This is a genomic window from Bounagaea algeriensis, from assembly GCF_054491375.1.
In genome coordinates, this window is sequence record NZ_CM137102.1 from 1,473,637 (window position 1) to 1,490,176 (window position 16,540).

The 16,540-nt window shown below is 69.9% G+C and carries 13 protein-coding genes; 7 read left to right on the top strand and 6 right to left on the bottom strand.

The genetic code is table 11. The annotated features are described in order from the left end of the window. Nucleotides 1–208: 208 nt before the first annotated feature. The gene (locus tag ACVGV2_RS06725) at nt 209–1,516 is read right to left on the bottom strand and encodes a DUF349 domain-containing protein (RefSeq protein WP_459165180.1); all 1,308 of its coding nucleotides are present in this window, start codon (nt 1,514–1,516) and stop codon (nt 209–211) included. A gap of 323 nt (nt 1,517–1,839) precedes the next feature. On the opposite strand from ACVGV2_RS06725, the gene ACVGV2_RS06730 reads away from it, so the two are divergent. The 4 genes from ACVGV2_RS06730 to hflX all read left to right on the top strand — a co-directional run bounded on the left by ACVGV2_RS06730 (nt 1,840) and on the right by hflX (nt 6,038). After that, on the top strand, nt 1,840–2,568 hold the full coding sequence (locus tag ACVGV2_RS06730) for a class III extradiol ring-cleavage dioxygenase family protein (protein ID WP_459165181.1): 729 nt from the start codon (nt 1,840–1,842) through the stop codon (nt 2,566–2,568). Between the two features lie 155 nt (nt 2,569–2,723). Then, nucleotides 2,724–3,635 carry a tRNA (adenosine(37)-N6)-dimethylallyltransferase MiaA gene (miaA, locus tag ACVGV2_RS06735; protein ID WP_459165901.1) on the top strand — a complete coding sequence of 304 codons (912 nt, stop codon included), beginning with the start codon at nt 2,724–2,726 and terminating at the stop codon, nt 3,633–3,635. 9 nt (nt 3,636–3,644) lie between these two features. Beyond that, the gene (dapF, locus tag ACVGV2_RS06740; RefSeq protein ID WP_459165182.1) at nt 3,645–4,496 is read left to right on the top strand and encodes a diaminopimelate epimerase; all 852 of its coding nucleotides are present in this window, start codon (nt 3,645–3,647) and stop codon (nt 4,494–4,496) included. A 36-nt stretch (nt 4,497–4,532) separates the two neighbouring features. Then, a complete protein-coding gene (hflX, locus tag ACVGV2_RS06745; protein ID WP_459165183.1) occupies nt 4,533–6,038 on the top strand; it encodes a GTPase HflX in 1,506 nt (501 codons plus the stop codon). Between the two features lie 80 nt (nt 6,039–6,118). Here hflX and lexA read toward each other — a convergent pair whose 3' ends face one another. Beyond that, the gene (gene lexA / locus ACVGV2_RS06750; RefSeq protein ID WP_459165902.1) at nt 6,119–6,859 is read right to left on the bottom strand and encodes a transcriptional repressor LexA; all 741 of its coding nucleotides are present in this window, start codon (nt 6,857–6,859) and stop codon (nt 6,119–6,121) included. 1,160 nt (nt 6,860–8,019) lie between these two features. On the opposite strand from lexA, the gene nrdR reads away from it, so the two are divergent. Next, on the top strand, nt 8,020–8,514 hold the full coding sequence (gene nrdR, locus ACVGV2_RS06755) for a transcriptional regulator NrdR (RefSeq protein WP_459165184.1): 495 nt from the start codon (nt 8,020–8,022) through the stop codon (nt 8,512–8,514). 139 nt (nt 8,515–8,653) lie between these two features. Beyond that, entirely contained in the window at nt 8,654–11,515 is a 2,862-nt protein-coding gene (locus ACVGV2_RS06760; RefSeq protein WP_459165185.1) for a vitamin B12-dependent ribonucleotide reductase, read from the top strand. Nucleotides 11,516–11,633: 118 nt separating this feature from the next. Here ACVGV2_RS06760 and ACVGV2_RS06765 read toward each other — a convergent pair whose 3' ends face one another. Beyond that, nucleotides 11,634–11,933, bottom strand: coding sequence for a hypothetical protein (locus tag ACVGV2_RS06765; protein ID WP_459165186.1), 300 nt, complete (start codon nt 11,931–11,933; stop codon nt 11,634–11,636). A gap of 419 nt (nt 11,934–12,352) precedes the next feature. On the opposite strand from ACVGV2_RS06765, the gene ACVGV2_RS06770 reads away from it, so the two are divergent. Then, nucleotides 12,353–13,480, top strand: a complete 1,128-nt coding sequence (locus ACVGV2_RS06770; RefSeq protein WP_459165187.1) for a DUF4192 domain-containing protein — start codon at nt 12,353–12,355, stop codon at nt 13,478–13,480. Between the two features lie 47 nt (nt 13,481–13,527). Here ACVGV2_RS06770 and galE read toward each other — a convergent pair whose 3' ends face one another. Genes galE through ACVGV2_RS06785 form a run of 3 tightly spaced genes read right to left on the bottom strand, consistent with a single transcriptional unit; the run spans nt 13,528 to nt 16,459 of the window. Next, nucleotides 13,528–14,487: a UDP-glucose 4-epimerase GalE gene (galE, locus tag ACVGV2_RS06775; protein WP_459165188.1), complete on the bottom strand. Its 960-nt coding sequence runs from the start codon at nt 14,485–14,487 to the stop codon at nt 13,528–13,530. Between the two features lie 56 nt (nt 14,488–14,543). Then, nucleotides 14,544–15,767, bottom strand: a complete 1,224-nt coding sequence (gene galK / locus ACVGV2_RS06780; protein ID WP_459165189.1) for a galactokinase — start codon at nt 15,765–15,767, stop codon at nt 14,544–14,546. Beyond that, the gene (locus tag ACVGV2_RS06785) at nt 15,764–16,459 is read right to left on the bottom strand and encodes a metal-dependent transcriptional regulator (RefSeq protein WP_459165190.1); all 696 of its coding nucleotides are present in this window, start codon (nt 16,457–16,459) and stop codon (nt 15,764–15,766) included. The genes galK and ACVGV2_RS06785 overlap by 4 nt, the downstream gene beginning before the upstream one ends. Nucleotides 16,460–16,540 lie beyond the last annotated feature (81 nt).

Here is a 16,540-nt window from a genome sequence, read left to right on the forward strand (position 1 = left end):
TGCGCGGGCAGGGCGGCTGGCTGGCGCAAGCGCGTCCGAACTGCGGGAAGGCCGGGAGCACGGCGAGGCGTGCGGGCAGGACGGGCCGAGCTGGACGCGCGAACGACCGTCCACGCGAGGCGAGCTCGCCGTCGGAGAAGCAGGCTCACTGCCGGGCCGGCGGCTCGCCGTCGGAGCGGCACGGCGCACGGGCCGCCCCGACGGGTGATCAGCGGTCGGCCAGCGCCTGCTCCGCGGCGGCGAGCCACTCCCGCCACTGCTGCGCCTGCTGCTCGGCCTGCTGCGCGCGTTTCTCGTCGCCTGCCGACCGCGCCTTGGCGGCCTGCGACTCGAACTGTTCGACGCGTTCGCGGAACTGATCCACGCGCGCCTGCGCCTCCGGATCGGTGCGGCGCCACCGGGCGTCGGCAGCCGAACGGACCCGGTCCACCACGGCACGCAGCCGCCCCTCCAACTCCCGCATCCGGTCCCGCGGCACCTTGCCGATCCCGTCCCACTGCTGCTGGATCCGCTGCAGCTGCTGTTGCGCCGCCTCCAACCCGGCCGACGGGTCGATCTGCTCGGCCTCGCTCAGCAGCGCCTCCTTCTGCCGCGCGTTCTCCTGGAACTCCGCATCGCGGGCGGAGTAGGCCTCGGAGCGGCGGCTGAAGAACCGGTCCTGTGCAGTGCGGAACCGCTTCCACAGGGCTTCCTCGCTGTCCTTGGGCGCGCGGCCGGCCGCCTTCCACTCGGACATGAGGTGCTTGTAGCGCTGCGCGGTCTCGACCCAGTCGGTCGACTCGGTCAACGACTCGGCCTCGGTGACGAGTTCCTGCTTGCGCGCCTTGGCCGCGGCGCGCTGCCGATCCAGCTCGGCGAAGTGCGAACCGCGCCGCCGGCTGAAGGTGTCCCGCGCCTTGGAGAACCGCCGCCACAGCTGTTCGTCGGTTTTGCGGTCGACGCCGCGGATGCTCTTCCACTCGTCGAGCATTTCCCGCAGCCGGTCGCCGGCGGACTTCCAGTTGGTCGACTCGGCGGCGATCTGCTCGGCCTCGGTCACGAGGGCTTCCTTCCGCTCCGTCGCCTCCGCACGAGCCTGCTCGCGGGCCTGCTTGGCCTGCTCCACTGCGTGCCCGGCCCGGGTGATGACGTGCTCGATCCGCCGGTGCAACGCGTCGAGATCGCCCACCACGTCCGCGCCGGTGGCCCGTTCGTGCAGGTGGCGGGCGCTGGTGAGAGCCTGCTTCGGGTCACCCGCCTGCGAACTCAGCCGGGACTCCAGCAGTTCGACCTCCGTGCGCAGGTCGTCGAACTTCCGCGCGAAGTGCGCCAGGCCTTCGGTGGCTTCGCCGGCCTGCCAGGAACCGACGGAACGCTCACCATCGGAGGTACGCACGTACACCGTTCCCGCGTCGTCGACGCGCCCCCAGCGGGTCGGGTCGGCGGCCGCGCTCGGGACGACTGGCGGCGTGTGGGACGGTTCTCCCGGGTCCGCGGCGTGCCCGGCGGCCTGGGGGTTGGTGTCCTGGTTTGTCATGGCCGGCTTCCTCCTCGCGTGCCCGCTCGCGGGTGCAACGGGCGCCCCGCGGTGCTCGCGGGGCCCAGCAAGCGGCGCCGGGACCGCGGCGGCGGTGTCCGGTGTCCGCTGGCGCATTCGAACAGGTCGGTTCGGGAACCGGTACTCCTCGGTCGGCGTGCCGACCGAGGCGGCGGAACCCGCATCGTTCGGTTGTGCGTGCCCTGACAGCTGCTCAGCCAGCTGTTCGGGCAAGGTAACCCGGAGCGCCCGGCCGGTGGCGAGCGGGAGCGGATCTCCGCGCGGTGCGCACCCGCATCGTGCTCACCGTTACGGTTCGCCTCGTGCTCTCCCACATCGTCGTGCTGCCGTTCCCACCGCTGCTGGCGCCCGAGTTGACCGTCCGGTCCACCCCGGAGGTCCAGCAGCTCAGGGACGCGTGCTCGCGGGCTGTGTCCAGTCTGACTGACGAGGCCACCGAATGGGTGGCTCTCGGTGTGGATCAGTCCGGTGAACGTCGGTGCGCGCCCGAGAGCGCCGGCAGTTTCGCCGGCTTCGGCGTGGACCGGGTGGTGACCCTCTCCCGCGAGCGCGCCGCTGCTGGGCAGGTCGACCGCGAGCTGCCGCTGCAGGCGCTGGTGGCGGGGCTGCTGCGCGAACAGGCCGGGCACCCCTCGGTCGACGTGCGGCTGCTCGGGCCGAACACCTCGGCCGATCGGGCGTGGCGCGTCGGCGCGGCTATCGCGAGCGGCTCGAGCCCCCGCGCCCTGCTCGTGTTCGCCGACGGTTCCAACCGTCGCGATGGGCGCTCCCCGTACGCACCGGACCTCCGCGCGCCCGCGTTCGACGAGCGCGTGCGTTCGCTGCTGGCCGCTGCCGACGTTGCCGGGCTGCGCGCGCTCGACGCCGGTACGGGCAGCGAGCTGGGCGTTTACGGCGTGCCCGCGTTGTGGGCCGCTGCTGCCGCCGCCGAGCAGTCCGGGCAGTCGTGGACGCCGCGCGTGGAGTACTCCGCCGCCCCGTTCGGCGTCGCTTACCACGTCGCCGTGTGGTGCCGCGAGGACGACGGGTGATGTCGCGGAGCAGCCGACGCCGCGAGTCGCCGAGTGCCGCGAGTTGCCGAATGCTGCGAGTCGCCGAGTGCTGCGAGTCGCCGAGTGTTCAGCTGTGCGGGCCGCTGGCCGCAGCACGGCAGCGCGCTCCGGGACAGTACCGTCGAGGCGTGTCCGTGAATTCCGGTGCGCCACCGCTGCTCGTGATCGTCGGCCCCACCGCGACCGGCAAGTCCGAGCTCGCCGTGACCATCGCCGAACAGCTCGGCGGTGAAGTGGTCAACGCGGACGCGATGCAGCTCTACCGGGGCATGGACATCGGCACCGCGAAACTGCCCGTGGAGGAGCGGCGGGGGGTCCCGCACCACCAGATCGACGTCCTCGAGGTCACCGAAACGGCCTCGGTCGCCGCGTACCAGCCCCAGGCGCGGGCGGCGGTGGAGGACATCCGCTCCCGCGCTCGCATTCCGGTGCTCGTCGGCGGTTCGGGGTTGTACGTGCAGGCGGTGGTCGACGAGCTGCACTTCCCCGGCACCGATCGGGACGTGCGAGCCGGATGGGAGCGGGAACTGGCCTCGGTCGGCCCGCAGCTGCTGCACGACCTGCTGCGCGAGCGCGATCCGGCCGCCGCCGAATCCGTCCTGCCGACGAACGGTCGGCGCATCGTGCGCGCACTCGAAGTGATCGACATCACCGGGCAGCCGTTCTCGGCGAACCTGCCCCGACCCGGTCCGGGCAGGTACGGCGCGGTGCTGGTCGGGTTGGATCGCGCCAACGCCGATCTCGACGAACGCGTCGACCGGCGGGTGGCGGACATGTTCGACAAGGGTCTGGTCGAGGAGGTGCGCCGACTGGAGGAGCGGGGGCTGCGCTCGGGGCGCACCGCGAGCCGCGCTCTCGGGTACCAGCAGGTGCTCGCCGAGCTCGCCGGTGAGAGCGACATGGCCGCGGCCGCTGCGGAGACGGCGAAGCACACCCGCCGGTTCGTGCGTCGTCAACGCTCGTGGTTCCGACGTGACCGGCGGATCCACTGGTTCCCCGCCGGGGAGGAGCCGGTGGGGCCGATCCGGGAGCTGCTCTCGCCGTAGACTGGCGGTGTGCAGTCACAACAGGGCCCCGCGTTCGTGAAGGGGCACGGCACGGAGAACGACTTCGTGCTGCTTCCGGACCCGGACGACGAGCTGGACCTCACCGAGCAGCGCGTCCGCGCGTTGTGCGACCGCCGCTCCGGGATAGGGGCGGACGGCGTGCTTCGCGTGGTCCGGGCGAGCGAGGTGGCCGACGCTCCGCAGGACGTCGGCGGGCACTCGTGGTTCATGGATTACCGCAACGCCGACGGATCGCTGGCGGAAATGTGCGGCAACGGCGTGCGGGTGTTCGCGAGATACCTCGTCACCGCCGGCTACGCCGCCCCCGGTGAGATCAGCGTGGGGACCCGCGCCGGCATGCGTCCGGTGGTCGTGCACGACGACGGCCGGGTGTCGGTGGACATGGGTCTGGCCAAGGTCTTCGACCGCTCGGCGGCCACGCTCGGCGCCGTCACCTGCCCGGGGCTGGCCATCGACGTCGGGAACCCGCACCTGGCCTGCGTACTGGACGACTGGGTGAGCACCCTCGACCTGAGTACCGGGCCGGAGTACGACCCCGGCGTCTTCCCGCGCGGCGTGAACGTGGAGTTCGTGGAGCGCATCAGCACCGAGGAGATCCGGATGCGGGTGTACGAACGAGGCGTGGGTGAGACCCGGTCCTGCGGCACCGGCACGGTCGCCGCGACCGTCGCCGCGCTGCACGCCGACGGGGAGGGGGCCGGCGAGCGAACCGTCCACGTGCCCGGTGGCACGGTGCGCGTCACCGTCACCGCCGAGGCAGCCGTGCTCACGGGGTCAGCGGTGCTCGTCGCCGAGGGGCGCGTCACGCCGGCACTGTGGTCCGCCGCTCCGCAACGGTGAAATTCGGTGGCCGGGCGTGGAACAATGGGCGGTGATATGAGAAATTCTGCGCCCTCCGCCGACCTCGAGCACACCGCCGACCTCGAGCACACCGGTGCTTCCGGCCCCGCGGCCGAGGCCGACGGGAACGAAGGACTCCTCCCCGCCGAGACTCCGTCCGCGGGTGAGCTCGACCGGGCCGAGCGTGCCTCGTTCACGCGCGTGACCGGGTTGTCCACCGAGTTGACCGACGTCAGCGAGGCCGAGTACCGGCGCCTGCGTCTCGAGCGCGTGGTGCTCGTCGGGGTGTGGACGAACGGGGACGCCGTGCACGCCGAAGCTTCGTTGGCGGAGCTCTCCCGCCTGGCCAGGACGGCCGGTTCGGAAGTGCTCGAAGGGTTCGTCCAACGACGCAATCGGCCCGACCCCGGCACGTTCATCGGCGCGGGCAAGGTCGAGGAGCTCCGCGAGGCGGTCCTCGCAACGGGGGCCGACACGGTGATCTGCGATGGTGAGCTCGCTCCCGGACAGCTGCGCCGGCTCGAGGAGAAGATCAAGGTCAAGGTCATCGACCGGACCGCGTTGATCCTGGACATCTTCGCGCAGCACGCTCGTTCCCGGGAAGGCAAGGCGCAGGTCGAACTCGCCCAGCTGCAGTACTTCCTGCCCCGGCTGCGGGGGTGGGGTGACAAGATGTCGCGCCAGGCCGGCGGCCGCGCGGGCGGCGGCAACGGGGGCGTGGGCACCCGCGGTCCCGGTGAGACGAAACTCGAAACCGACCGGCGGCGCGTGCACAAGCGCATGACCAAACTCCGCAAGGAGTTGGAGGAGATGCGCAAGGTCCGCGAGACCAAGCGCAGTCGGCGCAACGCCAACGCCGTGCCCAGCGTGGCTGTCGCGGGCTACACCAATGCGGGCAAGTCGAGCCTGTTGAACGCGCTGACCGGGGCGGGCCTGCTCGTCGAGGACGAGCTGTTCGCGACGCTGGACACGACGGTGCGCCGCGCGGCGACCCCGGACGGATATCCGTTCACGCTGACCGACACCGTGGGCTTCGTGCAGCACCTGCCGCACCAACTGGTCGAGGCGTTCCGCTCGACCTTGGAGGAGGTCACAGGTGCGGACCTGCTCGTGCACGTCGTCGACGGTTCGGAAACGGAGCCGGGAGCACAGGTCGCGGCGGTGCGCGAGGTGATCGGCGACATCGCCCAGGAACAGGGTGTTCCGGTGCCTCCCGAACTGCTGGTGGTCAACAAGACCGACGCGGTCGACGACACGCGCATCGCGGAGCTTCGCCAGCTGCTGCCGGAGGCGATGTTCGTCTCCGCGCAGGACGGTTCCGGCATCGCCGAGGTGCGCGAGGAGATCGCCTCGCGGCTGCCGCGGCCCGAGGTGTTCGTGGACGCGCTCGTGCCGTACCACCGGGGGGAGCTCGTCTCCCGGGCCTACTCGGAAGGCTCGGTCATCGATGAGGAGCACACGCCGGATGGCACCCGGATGCGGGTGAAGGTGCGGCCGGAACTCGCCGATGCGCTGCGCGAATTCGCGCACGCGTCCTCATGAGAGCACCCGCGGTGGCAACGGCGCGGCCGCAGGGCGCACGCCTCCTGCGGGCGGCGTGCAGCGGGCAGGGTTGACGTGGTTCAGAGCCGGCGCATGACAGCGACGACCTTGCCGAGGATGGTCGCCTCGTCGCCGAGGATCGGTTCGTAGCTCGAGCTGTGCGGCACGAGCCAGACGTGGTCCGCTGACCGCTTGAAGGTCTTCACCGTGGCCTCGCCCTCGATCATCGCGGCTACGACGTCGCCGTTCTCGGCCTCCGGCTGTTGGCGCACGGCCACCCAGTCGCCATCGGTGATGGCCAGGTCGACCATCGAGTCCCCAACGACGCGCAGCAGGAACAGCGTCCCGTCGCCGACGATCTCCTTCGGCATCGGGTAGACGTCCTCGATGGCTTCTTCCGCCAGGATCGGCCCCCCGGCGGCGATGCGGCCCACGAGCGGTACGTACGCCGGGTTGGCCTGCGCGGCCCACGCGGATTCGGTGTCGCCGCCGACGAGCACGCCCACGGTGCGCGGGCGGTGCGGGTCCTTGCGCAGGTAACCCTTCCGCTCCAGGACGCGGAGCTGGTAGGCCACCGACGAGGTCGAGGTCAGGCCCACCGCAGTGCCGATCTCGCGCACGCTCGGCGGGTAGCCGTGCTCGCGCATCCAATCCCGGATGGCTTCGAGCACCTTGCGCTGACGCTCGCTCAGGTCCTCCTCGGAGTCGGCCTGCTCCGGGTCGGTCTGTTCCGGGACCGTCGGCAGCTCGACCTGCGCTTCGGCTTCCTCGCGGGCCTCCTCGCGCGTGCCCTCCGTGCGGTCGGGAAGAGCGCTCACCATGTCGCTTGTCACCACTGCCTCCTGTTCACGCGGTGCGGCCGGGTCACGTGGGTAGCCCGGTCCCGCGGACAGCCCGGTCACGTGCGGTAGCCGCGTCCGCTGGTCGAGCGTTTCCTGTGGCTCCACATTCCCATGCTCTGCGGTTTCCACAGTAGACGCATGTTCACGGCGCATCAAAACACCTGTTCGAGCGAATTTCGGTGCCTGGTGCTCGCGCTGCACGGCGTCTTGGTGCAGAATCGCACGCAGGTTCGATCGAACGAATTTTCGATTGGTGCTTCCCGTCCGGGCGCTCTTCCCGATCGGGGCGTCCTTTCGATCCGGTCGCGCCTGTGCCGGGTCCGCTTCGGATGGTCCCGGGAAGCTCCGGTCAATGCAGTGTTCGGCGGCGTCGAGGTGTACCCGCCAGGGTTCGCCCGCTGGATGCCTCCGGTGGCGGGCCAGCGCTGTGGTGTGCGGAAGGAGGAGCTGTGGCGTGCGAAAGGAGTGCTGTGGTGCGCGAGCGTTCCTCGGAAGTGGTGTCCGCCCGGGGGTGCACGGAGGCGCTCAAGAGGCGTCGGAGGCGCTGGGACGGCTTGATCGGCGCCGCCGGGTCGGATGAGAAGGTGGGTGCACGGGGAACGTGCGGCCGGTCCGGGCCGGCGCGATGTTCGCGCGCCGAGGAGCCGTCCGGTCCCTCCGCGGCTCGTCGGGGCGCTCGTCGGGGCGGCTGCAGCAACAGGGGTGAGTGGCCGGTGCTGGGTGCTGTGTTGGTGTTCGTCGCCCTCGCCGTCGTCCTGCTGGGGTTGTTCGGGGACGGCGGCGCTGCACTCCGCGGGGCGGGCTGAAGTCGTCTCGGTGCGGTGAGTCAGCTCGCGATCGGATTTTCCGGGCGTGTGCGCAGGGGTTGCGCGCGGGGTGCGACAGGGTTCGGCTCGCGCTTCGCGGCTCGTCGGCAACGCATGTCGCCGCGGGGCGCGAAGATCGATTCGACGGGTGGTGCGGACCGCGCGTGTCGGTTTGCGTCCACCCGGAAAGCTGTCTAGAGTCGACCACAACATCTAGTAGTTACGCCCATGTAGTTAATCAACAGCTTGGGTTCATTAAGTTTTCTCGGTCCAGCGGTGCGAAGCGCGTCCGGCGGTTCGCGCGGTTGGTGCTGGGCAGGGGGTGCATTACCGGTGCGGTGTCCGTTCTGTCGTTGCGAGGACTCGCGGGTGGTTGACTCGCGCGAGGTCGACGAAGGGCAGGCGACCCGCCGTCGACGTTCGTGCTCGACGTGCGGTCGCCGCTTCACCACCATCGAGGAACCTGTTCTCTCGGTGGTGAAGCGTTCCGGTGTCACCGAGCCCTTCAGCCGGGAGAAGGTGGTTCGCGGCGTGCGCCGCGCCTGCCAGGGGCGTCCGGTCGCCGAGGACGCCCTGCAGCAGCTGGCCCACCAGGTGGAGGAGCAGGTGCGGTCGCTGGGTGTGGCCGAGCTGCCCAGCCACGAGATCGGCCTGGCGATCCTGGGGCCGTTGCGCGACCTCGACGAGGTCGCCTACCTCCGGTTCGCCAGCGTCTACCGCAACTTCTCCTCTGTCGAGGACTTCGACGAGGAGATCGCCGACCTGCGGACCGTGCGCAGCGATGCGCCCGCCGCCGAGGTGGGCGGGGAGGAGCGCGGTCGTGGGTAGGTCCCGGCGACGCACGTCCCAGCGGCGGACTTCCGACCAAGCAGCGCGCGGCGCAGCCGCGCGTGACACGACCGAACCGGACGGCGTGACCGGACGGGGAAATGCACGACGAGCGAGCGACAAGGAAGAGGGTCAGGTCATGACGGAGACCGTTGGTAGCCCGGCCGGTACAGCGGGGGAACCGGACACAGATGCCCGGGACAAGGGCATCCGGGTGCAGCGCGTCTACACCACGGAGGGGGTGCATCCCTACGACGAGGTGACCTGGGAGCGCCGTGACGTGGTGATGACCAACTGGCGGGACGGTTCGGTCAACTTCGAACAACGGGGGGTGGAGTTCCCCGACTTCTGGTCGGTGAACGCGGTCAACATCGTCACCAGCAAGTACTTCCGCGGGGCCGCCGGCTCGGAGGAGCGGGAGAACAGCCTCAAACAGCTCATCGACCGGGTGGTCAAGACCTACGTGGCCTCCGGCATGGAGCACGGCTACTTCGCCACCGACGAGGACGCCGAGGTCTTCGAGCACGAACTGACCTGGATGCTGCTGAACCAGGTGTTCAGCTTCAACTCGCCGGTGTGGTTCAACGTGGGAACCACGTCGAAGCAGCAGGTCTCGGCGTGCTTCATCCTGTCGGTCGACGACACGATGGAGTCGATCCTCGACTGGTACAAGGAAGAGGGCCTGATCTTCAAGGGCGGTTCCGGAGCCGGGCTGAACCTCTCCCGCATCCGCTCGTCGCAGGAACTGCTCTCCTCCGGCGGTACGGCCTCCGGGCCGGTGTCGTTCATGCGCGGTGCGGACGCCTCGGCCGGCACCATCAAGTCCGGCGGGGCCACCCGGCGGGCGGCCAAGATGATCGTCCTGGACGTCGACCACCCCGACGTCGCCGAGTTCATCGAGACGAAGTCGCGCGAGGAGCACAAGATCCGCGCCCTGCGTGACTCCGGCTTCGACATGGACCTCGGCGGGAACGACTCCTGGTCGGTGCAGTACCAGAACGCGAACAACTCCGTCCGCGTCTCCGACGAGTTCATGCGTGCGGTGGAAAGCGACGGCCGGTTCGGACTGCGTGCCCGCACCAGCGGTGACGTCATCGAGTCGGTCCGAGCGCGAGACCTGTTCCGCGGGATGGCGCACGCCGCGTGGGAGTGCGCCGATCCCGGCCTGCAGTACGACGACACGATCAACGACTGGCACACCGCTCCCGAGACCGGGCGGATCACGGCGTCCAACCCGTGCTCGGAGTACATGCACCTGGACAACTCGAGCTGCAACCTCGCGTCGCTGAACCTGATGAAGTTCCTGCGCGAGGACCTGACGTTCGACGCGGAGCTGTTCCAGAAGACCGTCGAGCTCGTCGTCACCGCGATGGACATTTCGATCAGCTTCGCGGACTTCCCGACCGAAGCCATCGGGGACACCACGCGGAAGTTCCGGCAGCTGGGCATCGGCTACGCCAATCTCGGCGCCCTGCTGATGGCCACCGGCCACGCCTACGATTCCGACGGTGGTCGCGCGCTCGCCGCGTCCGTCACCTCGCTGATGACCGGAACGGCCTACAAGCGGTCCGCGGAGTTGGCGGGTGCGGTCGGCCCGTTCGAGGGCTACAGCCGCAACGCCGAGGCGCACCAGCGGGTCATGCGCAAGCACGCCGCCGCCAACGACCTGGTGCGGACCTATCACCACAACGACGCCTCGGTGCACAAGCTCGCGACGAGGGTCTGGCAGGACGGGCTCGAGATCGGTTCCCGCAACGGGTGGCGCAACGCCCAGGCCTCCGTGCTCGCGCCGACCGGCACGATCGGGCTGATGATGGACTGCGACACCACCGGGGTCGAGCCGGATCTCGCGTTGGTGAAGTTCAAGAAGCTCGTCGGTGGCGGCTCGATGCAGATCGTCAACCAGACGGTTTCGCGGGCGCTGCGCGCGCTCGGCTACCAGGACGAGCAGATCGAGGCGATCGTCGAGTACATCGCCGAGTACGGCCACGTCGTGGACGCGCCCGGCCTGCGACCGGAGCACTACGAGGTGTTCGACTGCGCCATGGGCAAGCGCTCGATCGCTCCGATGGGGCACGTGCGCATGATGGCCGCGGTGCAACCGTTCCTGTCCGGTGCCATCTCCAAGACGGTGAACATGCCGGAGGAGGCGTCCGTCGAGGATGTGGAGCAGCTGTACTTCGAGGGCTGGAAGCTCGGCCTCAAGGCGCTCGCGATCTACCGGGACAACTGCAAGGTGGGCCAGCCCCTCTCGGCCGGCAAGAGCGAGAAGGCTTCCGAGGAGAAGACCGTCGAGAAGCAGATCGAGTACCGCCCGGTCCGCAAGCGGCTGCCGAAGAAGCGGCCGAGCCAGACGGTGTCGTTCACCGTCGGCGGTGCCGAGGGATACCTGCACGCCGGTGAGTACCCGGATGACGGGCTCGGTGAGATCTTCGTCAAGCTCGGCAAGCAGGGTTCGACGCTGGCCGGTGTCATGGACGCCTTCTCGATGTCCATCTCCGTCGGGTTGCAGTACGGCATTCCGCTGGAGTTCTACGTTTCGAAGTTCCAGAACCTGCGCTTCGAACCGGCGGGGATGACCGACGACCCGGATGTGCGCATGGCGAGCAGCGTGCTCGACTACCTGTTCAGGCGCCTGGCGCTGGACTACCTGTCGTACGAGAAGCGGGCGCAGCTCGGCATTTTCACGATCGCCGAGCGAGAGGCTCAGGTCAACGGCGAGGAGTCGGCGGAGCCCGCGGAGGGCGAGGTCGACCTGGACACCCTGCGGTCCACGGTCGATTACGACAAGCGGAGCGCAGGCCTGAACTCCCGGGAGTCCGGGGAGGGGGACGCGCAGGATTCGAGTGACCGGTCGGTCGGCAGTTCCACGGACCTGCTGGAATTGCAGCTCGGCAAGGCCGCGGACGCTCCACTGTGCATGACCTGCGGAACGAAGATGCGTCCGTCCGGATCCTGCTACGTCTGCGAGGGCTGCGGTTCGACGTCCGGCTGCAGTTGATCGGACTCGCCGCACCGGCCGGTGAACTTCCGGCGCGGGAAGCTGTGCAGGAAGGGGAGTCGCCCACCGGGGCGGCTCCCCTTCTTCGCGGTTGTCCCGGGCCTGTCCGGTGAGCCAGTCACGTGCGTCGTGGCCGGGACAGCACGTGGCCTGCCACCGCGGTCGCCGCGGTGGCGGCGCACACCGAGGGCCACGCGCCGAGCTTCTTCGCCAGCGGGTGCGAGCCGGCGAGGGATGCGGCGTAAGTCGTGCCGAGCACGAGGGCCGAGGTGAGCCCGCGTCGGCGTCGGCACAGTTCCATCGCGCCCAAACCGGCGGCGGCAGCGATGCTTCCGCCCGCATAGCGGTGACCGGCCTTCTGCGCAACGGCGAAACCGCCGATGAGTCCTGTTGAGGTCAGTGCGGCGGGGTGGGGCATAGTCCGCTCCTTGGTCGGGGTCCGCTCCTTGGGCGGGTTCGCTCCGCGGTCGGGTTTCGCGGCGACCTTATCTCGCGGTGGCTGCGGCCGATGCCTCGGCGTGTCGGCTACATCCACCGCCGCGGTCTCCGCCGCCGCGGCCGACCTCCGCCGCCGCGGTCTCCACTGGCACGGCCTCCACCGCCGCGGCCTCCACCACCGCGGCGGAGCGCGGCGCGTGCACCGCACGGTGCGCCACGGCGTTCGTGCGCGGCGGTGAGCAATGCGAACGTCGGTGCAGGCTGCAGACCCTGAACGAGTGACGCACCCTCGAGTGAGGCGACGCCTGCTTCTGGCGGGTCTGTCCACAAGGGCCTTATCTGTCCACAGTTTGCGATTGCGTCCTTTCGTTCAGTCGCACTGTTTTCCATCGTGAAGACATGACGACGACACCGCTGAACATTTCGGTATCGGTATCCCGCCCGGAAGAACTGCTCGCCGCGCTGCCGCACCTGGTCGGCTTCACGCCCGTGGACTCGCTGGTCGTGCTCACCCTCCGCGGTGAGGAGGGGGACAGTTCCCTCGGTTCGGCTCTGCGCATGGACCTGCCGTGCGTGACCCGCCACGCCGAGGCCGTGCGGTACCTGTTCGACGGACCGCTGGCCGCCCAGCGCACGGACGCGCTGCTCGCGATCGTCATCGGGGCGCGCCGGCCCCGCAGTTGCCGCGCGCACTGCTCGCCGGGGTGCGTGGCCGCCGCGGAGGCGAACGAGCAGCTCTCCGTCGATGCCGGGCGAGACGAGCACGCAGATCTACCGCACGCGGAACTCATCGGCTGCCTCGAGCAGGCCGCGCACCAAGCCGGCATGGGATTTGTGCACGGACTGTGGGCTCCGGAGGTCACCACGGGCGCCCTGTGGCGCTGCTTCCGCGACAGTGCCTGCCAGGGCGAGCTGCCGGACGTGCGCAGTTCCTCCGTGGCGGCCGCCATGACCGCGGCTGGCGTAGTGGCCTTCCGGGACCGGGACGAGCTGGCCGATCTGGTCGCTCCCGAATCCACGGCGATCCGGCAGTGGCGTTCGGACCGCCTGGACACGATGCTGCGCGAGTACGAGGACATGGGCGAGCGTCCGATGCGCGAGGAGGTTCGCACGGTCTTCGGCGCCATCGAACGCACCGGCCAGGGTGGTGCGCTTACTGAGGAGGACCTGCTGCGGGTGCTGCTCGCCGTGTCGCAGTCGCAGGTCCGCGATCTCGTGCTGGGAACGGCACTCGGCCCGAAGGCCGCAGCGGCCGAGCAGTTGTGGCTCACGCTCGTCCGCAAAGCCCCCGAACCGGAGGTGGCCGATGTGGCCGCACTGCTGGCCTTCTCGGCCTACTTGCGCGGTGATGGCGCATTGGCGAGCGTGGCGCTCGAACGCATCGAGCACTGTCGACCGGAGCACACGCTGGGGCTGCTGTTGCGCCAGGCGATCAACGCGGGCCTGCCGCCGGACAAGCTGCGCCGCATCGCCGAGGACTCCGCTGCGGATGCGCAGATCGGTCTCGAAGAGGACGGTGCAGAATGATCAGCACCGGCGGCCGATTGGCGACATCTCAGCACCGGCGTACGGACTCAGGTCGGCAGGCCTCGCTGGGCGAACTGCCAGGCGTCCCGCACGATCACATCCAACTCGGCTCGTCGCGGGTGCCATCCGAGCTCGTTGCGGGCGGCGTCGCTGGAGGCCACGAGGGTTGCGGGGTCGCCGGGGCGGCGTGGTGCCACGTGCGCGGGGATGCTGTGCCCGGTGACCGTCCGGCACGTTTCGAGGACTTGGCGCACCGAGAACCCGGTCCCGTTGCCCAGGTTGTAGATGTGGTGGGTTCCCGGTGTCGCCTGCTGCAACGCCAGCAGGTGCGCGTCGGCCAGGTCCACGACGTGGATGTAGTCGCGTACGCACGTGCCGTCGGGGGTCGGCCAGTCCTCGCCGAAGATCTGCACGTGTTCGCGTTGCCCCAGCGGAACCTGCAGGATCAGCGGGATCAGGTGCGTCTCGACCGTGTGTCGCTCTCCGAACCCGCCATGGGCGCCGGCCACGTTGAAGTAGCGCAGGCTCACGGCGCCGAGTTCGTGCGCGGCGTAGGAGGTGATCGCGTGGTCGATCGCGAGTTTCGTGGCTCCGTAGGTGTTGGTGGGCCTCGTCGCCGCGTTCTCGGTGATGGGTACTTCGGTGGGCTCGCCGTAGGTCGCGGCCGTGGAGGAGAACACCAGACGTGGTACACCACGTGCGCGGACCGCTTCGAGCAGGCGCAGCGAGGTCACCACGTTGCCCTGCCAGTACTTGTTCGGTTCCTGCATGGATTCGCCGACGAGCGACTTGGCGGCGAAGTGCAGCACCCCGTCGAAACCTTCGGCGAGAACCTCGTCGGCGCACTCGGCGATGTCGCCGCGCACGAATCGGCAGTCGTTCGGAACGGCGTCGGCGTGCCCGGTGGACAGGTCGTCGACGACGACGACCTCGTGTCCCGCTTCGAGCAACCGGGCGGCGCACACGCTCCCGATGTAGCCGGCGCCACCGGTGACGAGCAGTTTCACCTGCGTTCTCCCTTTCCTGGGGGACGTTGTCGGCCACCGGACCGCTGGCCGAGCGGTCAGCCGTCCTTGCCCGCACCGGCTGCGGGCACGGCGGTGAACAACCGGGGCCGACGCCATTCGTGCTGGTCGAAGCGATTCGTCACCGCTCGTTCGACATCGGTGCGCGCGTCGGCGGGCACGAGCGCGAGGGCGGAGCCGCCGAACCCGCCGCCGGTCATCCGGGCACCGACCGCACCGGCGTCGACGGCTGCCGCCACGGCCAGGTCGAGTTCCGGGCACGACACCTGGTAGTCCGTGCGCAGGCTCTCGTGCGAAGCGTTGAGCAGGGGGCCCAGGGCGGCGTAGTCGCCCGCGCGCAGGTGCTCGACCGTCCGGTGGACGCGTTCGTTCTCGGTGACCACGTGGCGCACCAGCGGGCCCAGTTCCGCGGGCAGCACCGCGAAGGTGTCCTCCAGCGAGGCGGGCGCGACATCGCGCAGCGCGGACACGCCCAGCAGCTCCGCCGCCCGTTCGCAGCCCGCACGGCGCTTCCCGTAGGCGGATTCGCTGTGCGAGTGGCTCACCCGGGTGTCGATGATGAGCAGTTCCAGCTCGTTCGCGTGCGGGGCGAACGGAACGTGCTCGCGCGTGCCCGTGCGCACGTCGTAGAACAGGGCGTGGTCCGCGACGCAGCACAGGGACGCGGTCTGGTCGAGCAGCCCGGTGGGAGCACCCACGTAGTCGTTCTCGGCGCGTTGGACGAGAACGGCGATCTCGTCCATCCCCGGTGCGCCCGGTTCTCCGGGGGAGAGTCCGAGCAGGTCCAGCAACGCCAGCGCGGTCGCGCACTCCAGCGCGTGCGAGGAGGACAGGCCGGCCCCGTGCGGCACATCACCGGCGATGATCAGGTCGGCTCCGGTGTTCGGGTAGCCGGCGGCGCTCAGCGCCCGGGCGACACCGAGCGGGTAGGCGGTCCAGTCCGCGGCCGGGGAGGCGTCGAGTGAAGGCGGGGAGGCGTCGAGCGAAGATGGGGAGGCGGTGTGCAGGTGTCCATCGGCGTCGAGCGTGCCCAGGCTGAAACCGCCGTCGGTACGTCCACGGGCGGCGACGGCGGTGCGGTGGGGAAGCGCGCACGGGAGGACGAACCCGTCGTTGTAGTCGGTGTGCTCCCCGATGAGGTTCACGCGGCCGGGTGCGGACCAGACCGCTTCCGGGGAGCTGCCGTGGTGGTCGGTGAAGACGCGGACCGCGCGTTCCGCGGGGCTCGTGTCCGCGGCCGCGGTGGAGCCGAGCGCGTTCACTTCGGCAACACCATCACCGCGTGCGCGATCCCGGCGGGCAGCTTGGTGGAGCCGTCGTTGCCGTGCACCTCGATCGGTTTCGTGGCACCGACGACCGGCATGATCTCCACCTCGCTGCCGGGGACGACTCCGATCCGCTTGATCTGGCTCATGATCTCCGGTTCGAGTTGGACGTGCTCGGCGATGCGGCGGACCGTCGCCTTGCCGCCACCGGCGCGGGCGAACTCGTCGACGCGCTGCAGTTCGCGGTCGGCGGGATTCGTCACGCGTTCGATACCGAGCTCTTCGAGGCCCGGGATCGGGTTTCCGTACGGTGAGGTGGCGGGATGTCCGAGGAGCTTGACGAGCTTGCGCTCCACGGCCTCGCTCATCACGTGCTCCCACCGGCAGGCTTCGTTGTGGACCTCTTCCCATTCGAGGCCGACGACGTCGATGAGGAGACGTTCGGCGAGACGGTGCTTGCGCATCACGCTGACCGCGCGCGCCCGCCCCTCTTCGGTGAGCTCGAGATGGCGGTCATCGGCTACGGTGAGCAGGCCGTCCCGCTCCATCCTGGCCACCGTCTGGCTCACCGTCGGACCGCTTTGCTCCAGACGCTCGGCGATGCGCGCCCGCAGCGGCACGACCCCTTCCTCTTCGAGGTCGTAGATGGTGCGCAGGTACATCTCAGTGGTATCGATGAGATCGTTCACGTCGGCTCCCCATTCAGTCCCAACCCCGATGCTAGCCCGGTTCCGCGACAAGCCGTCAGTGGCTGGGCAGTGGACTTACAG

Excerpts from the sequence above, each read along its gene's own strand:
- ACVGV2_RS06725 (WP_459165180.1), bottom strand. The coding sequence starts at position 1,516 with ATGACAAACCAGGACACCAACCCCCAGGCCGCCGGGCACGCCGCGGAC.
- hflX (WP_459165183.1), top strand. The coding sequence starts at position 4,533 with ATGAGAAATTCTGCGCCCTCCGCCGACCTCGAGCACACCGCCGACCTC.
- lexA (WP_459165902.1), bottom strand. The coding sequence starts at position 6,859 with ATGGTGAGCGCTCTTCCCGACCGCACGGAGGGCACGCGCGAGGAGGCC.
- ACVGV2_RS06760 (WP_459165185.1), top strand. The coding sequence starts at position 8,654 with ATGACGGAGACCGTTGGTAGCCCGGCCGGTACAGCGGGGGAACCGGAC.
- ACVGV2_RS06765 (WP_459165186.1), bottom strand. The coding sequence starts at position 11,933 with ATGCCCCACCCCGCCGCACTGACCTCAACAGGACTCATCGGCGGTTTC.
- ACVGV2_RS06770 (WP_459165187.1), top strand. The coding sequence starts at position 12,353 with ATGACGACGACACCGCTGAACATTTCGGTATCGGTATCCCGCCCGGAA.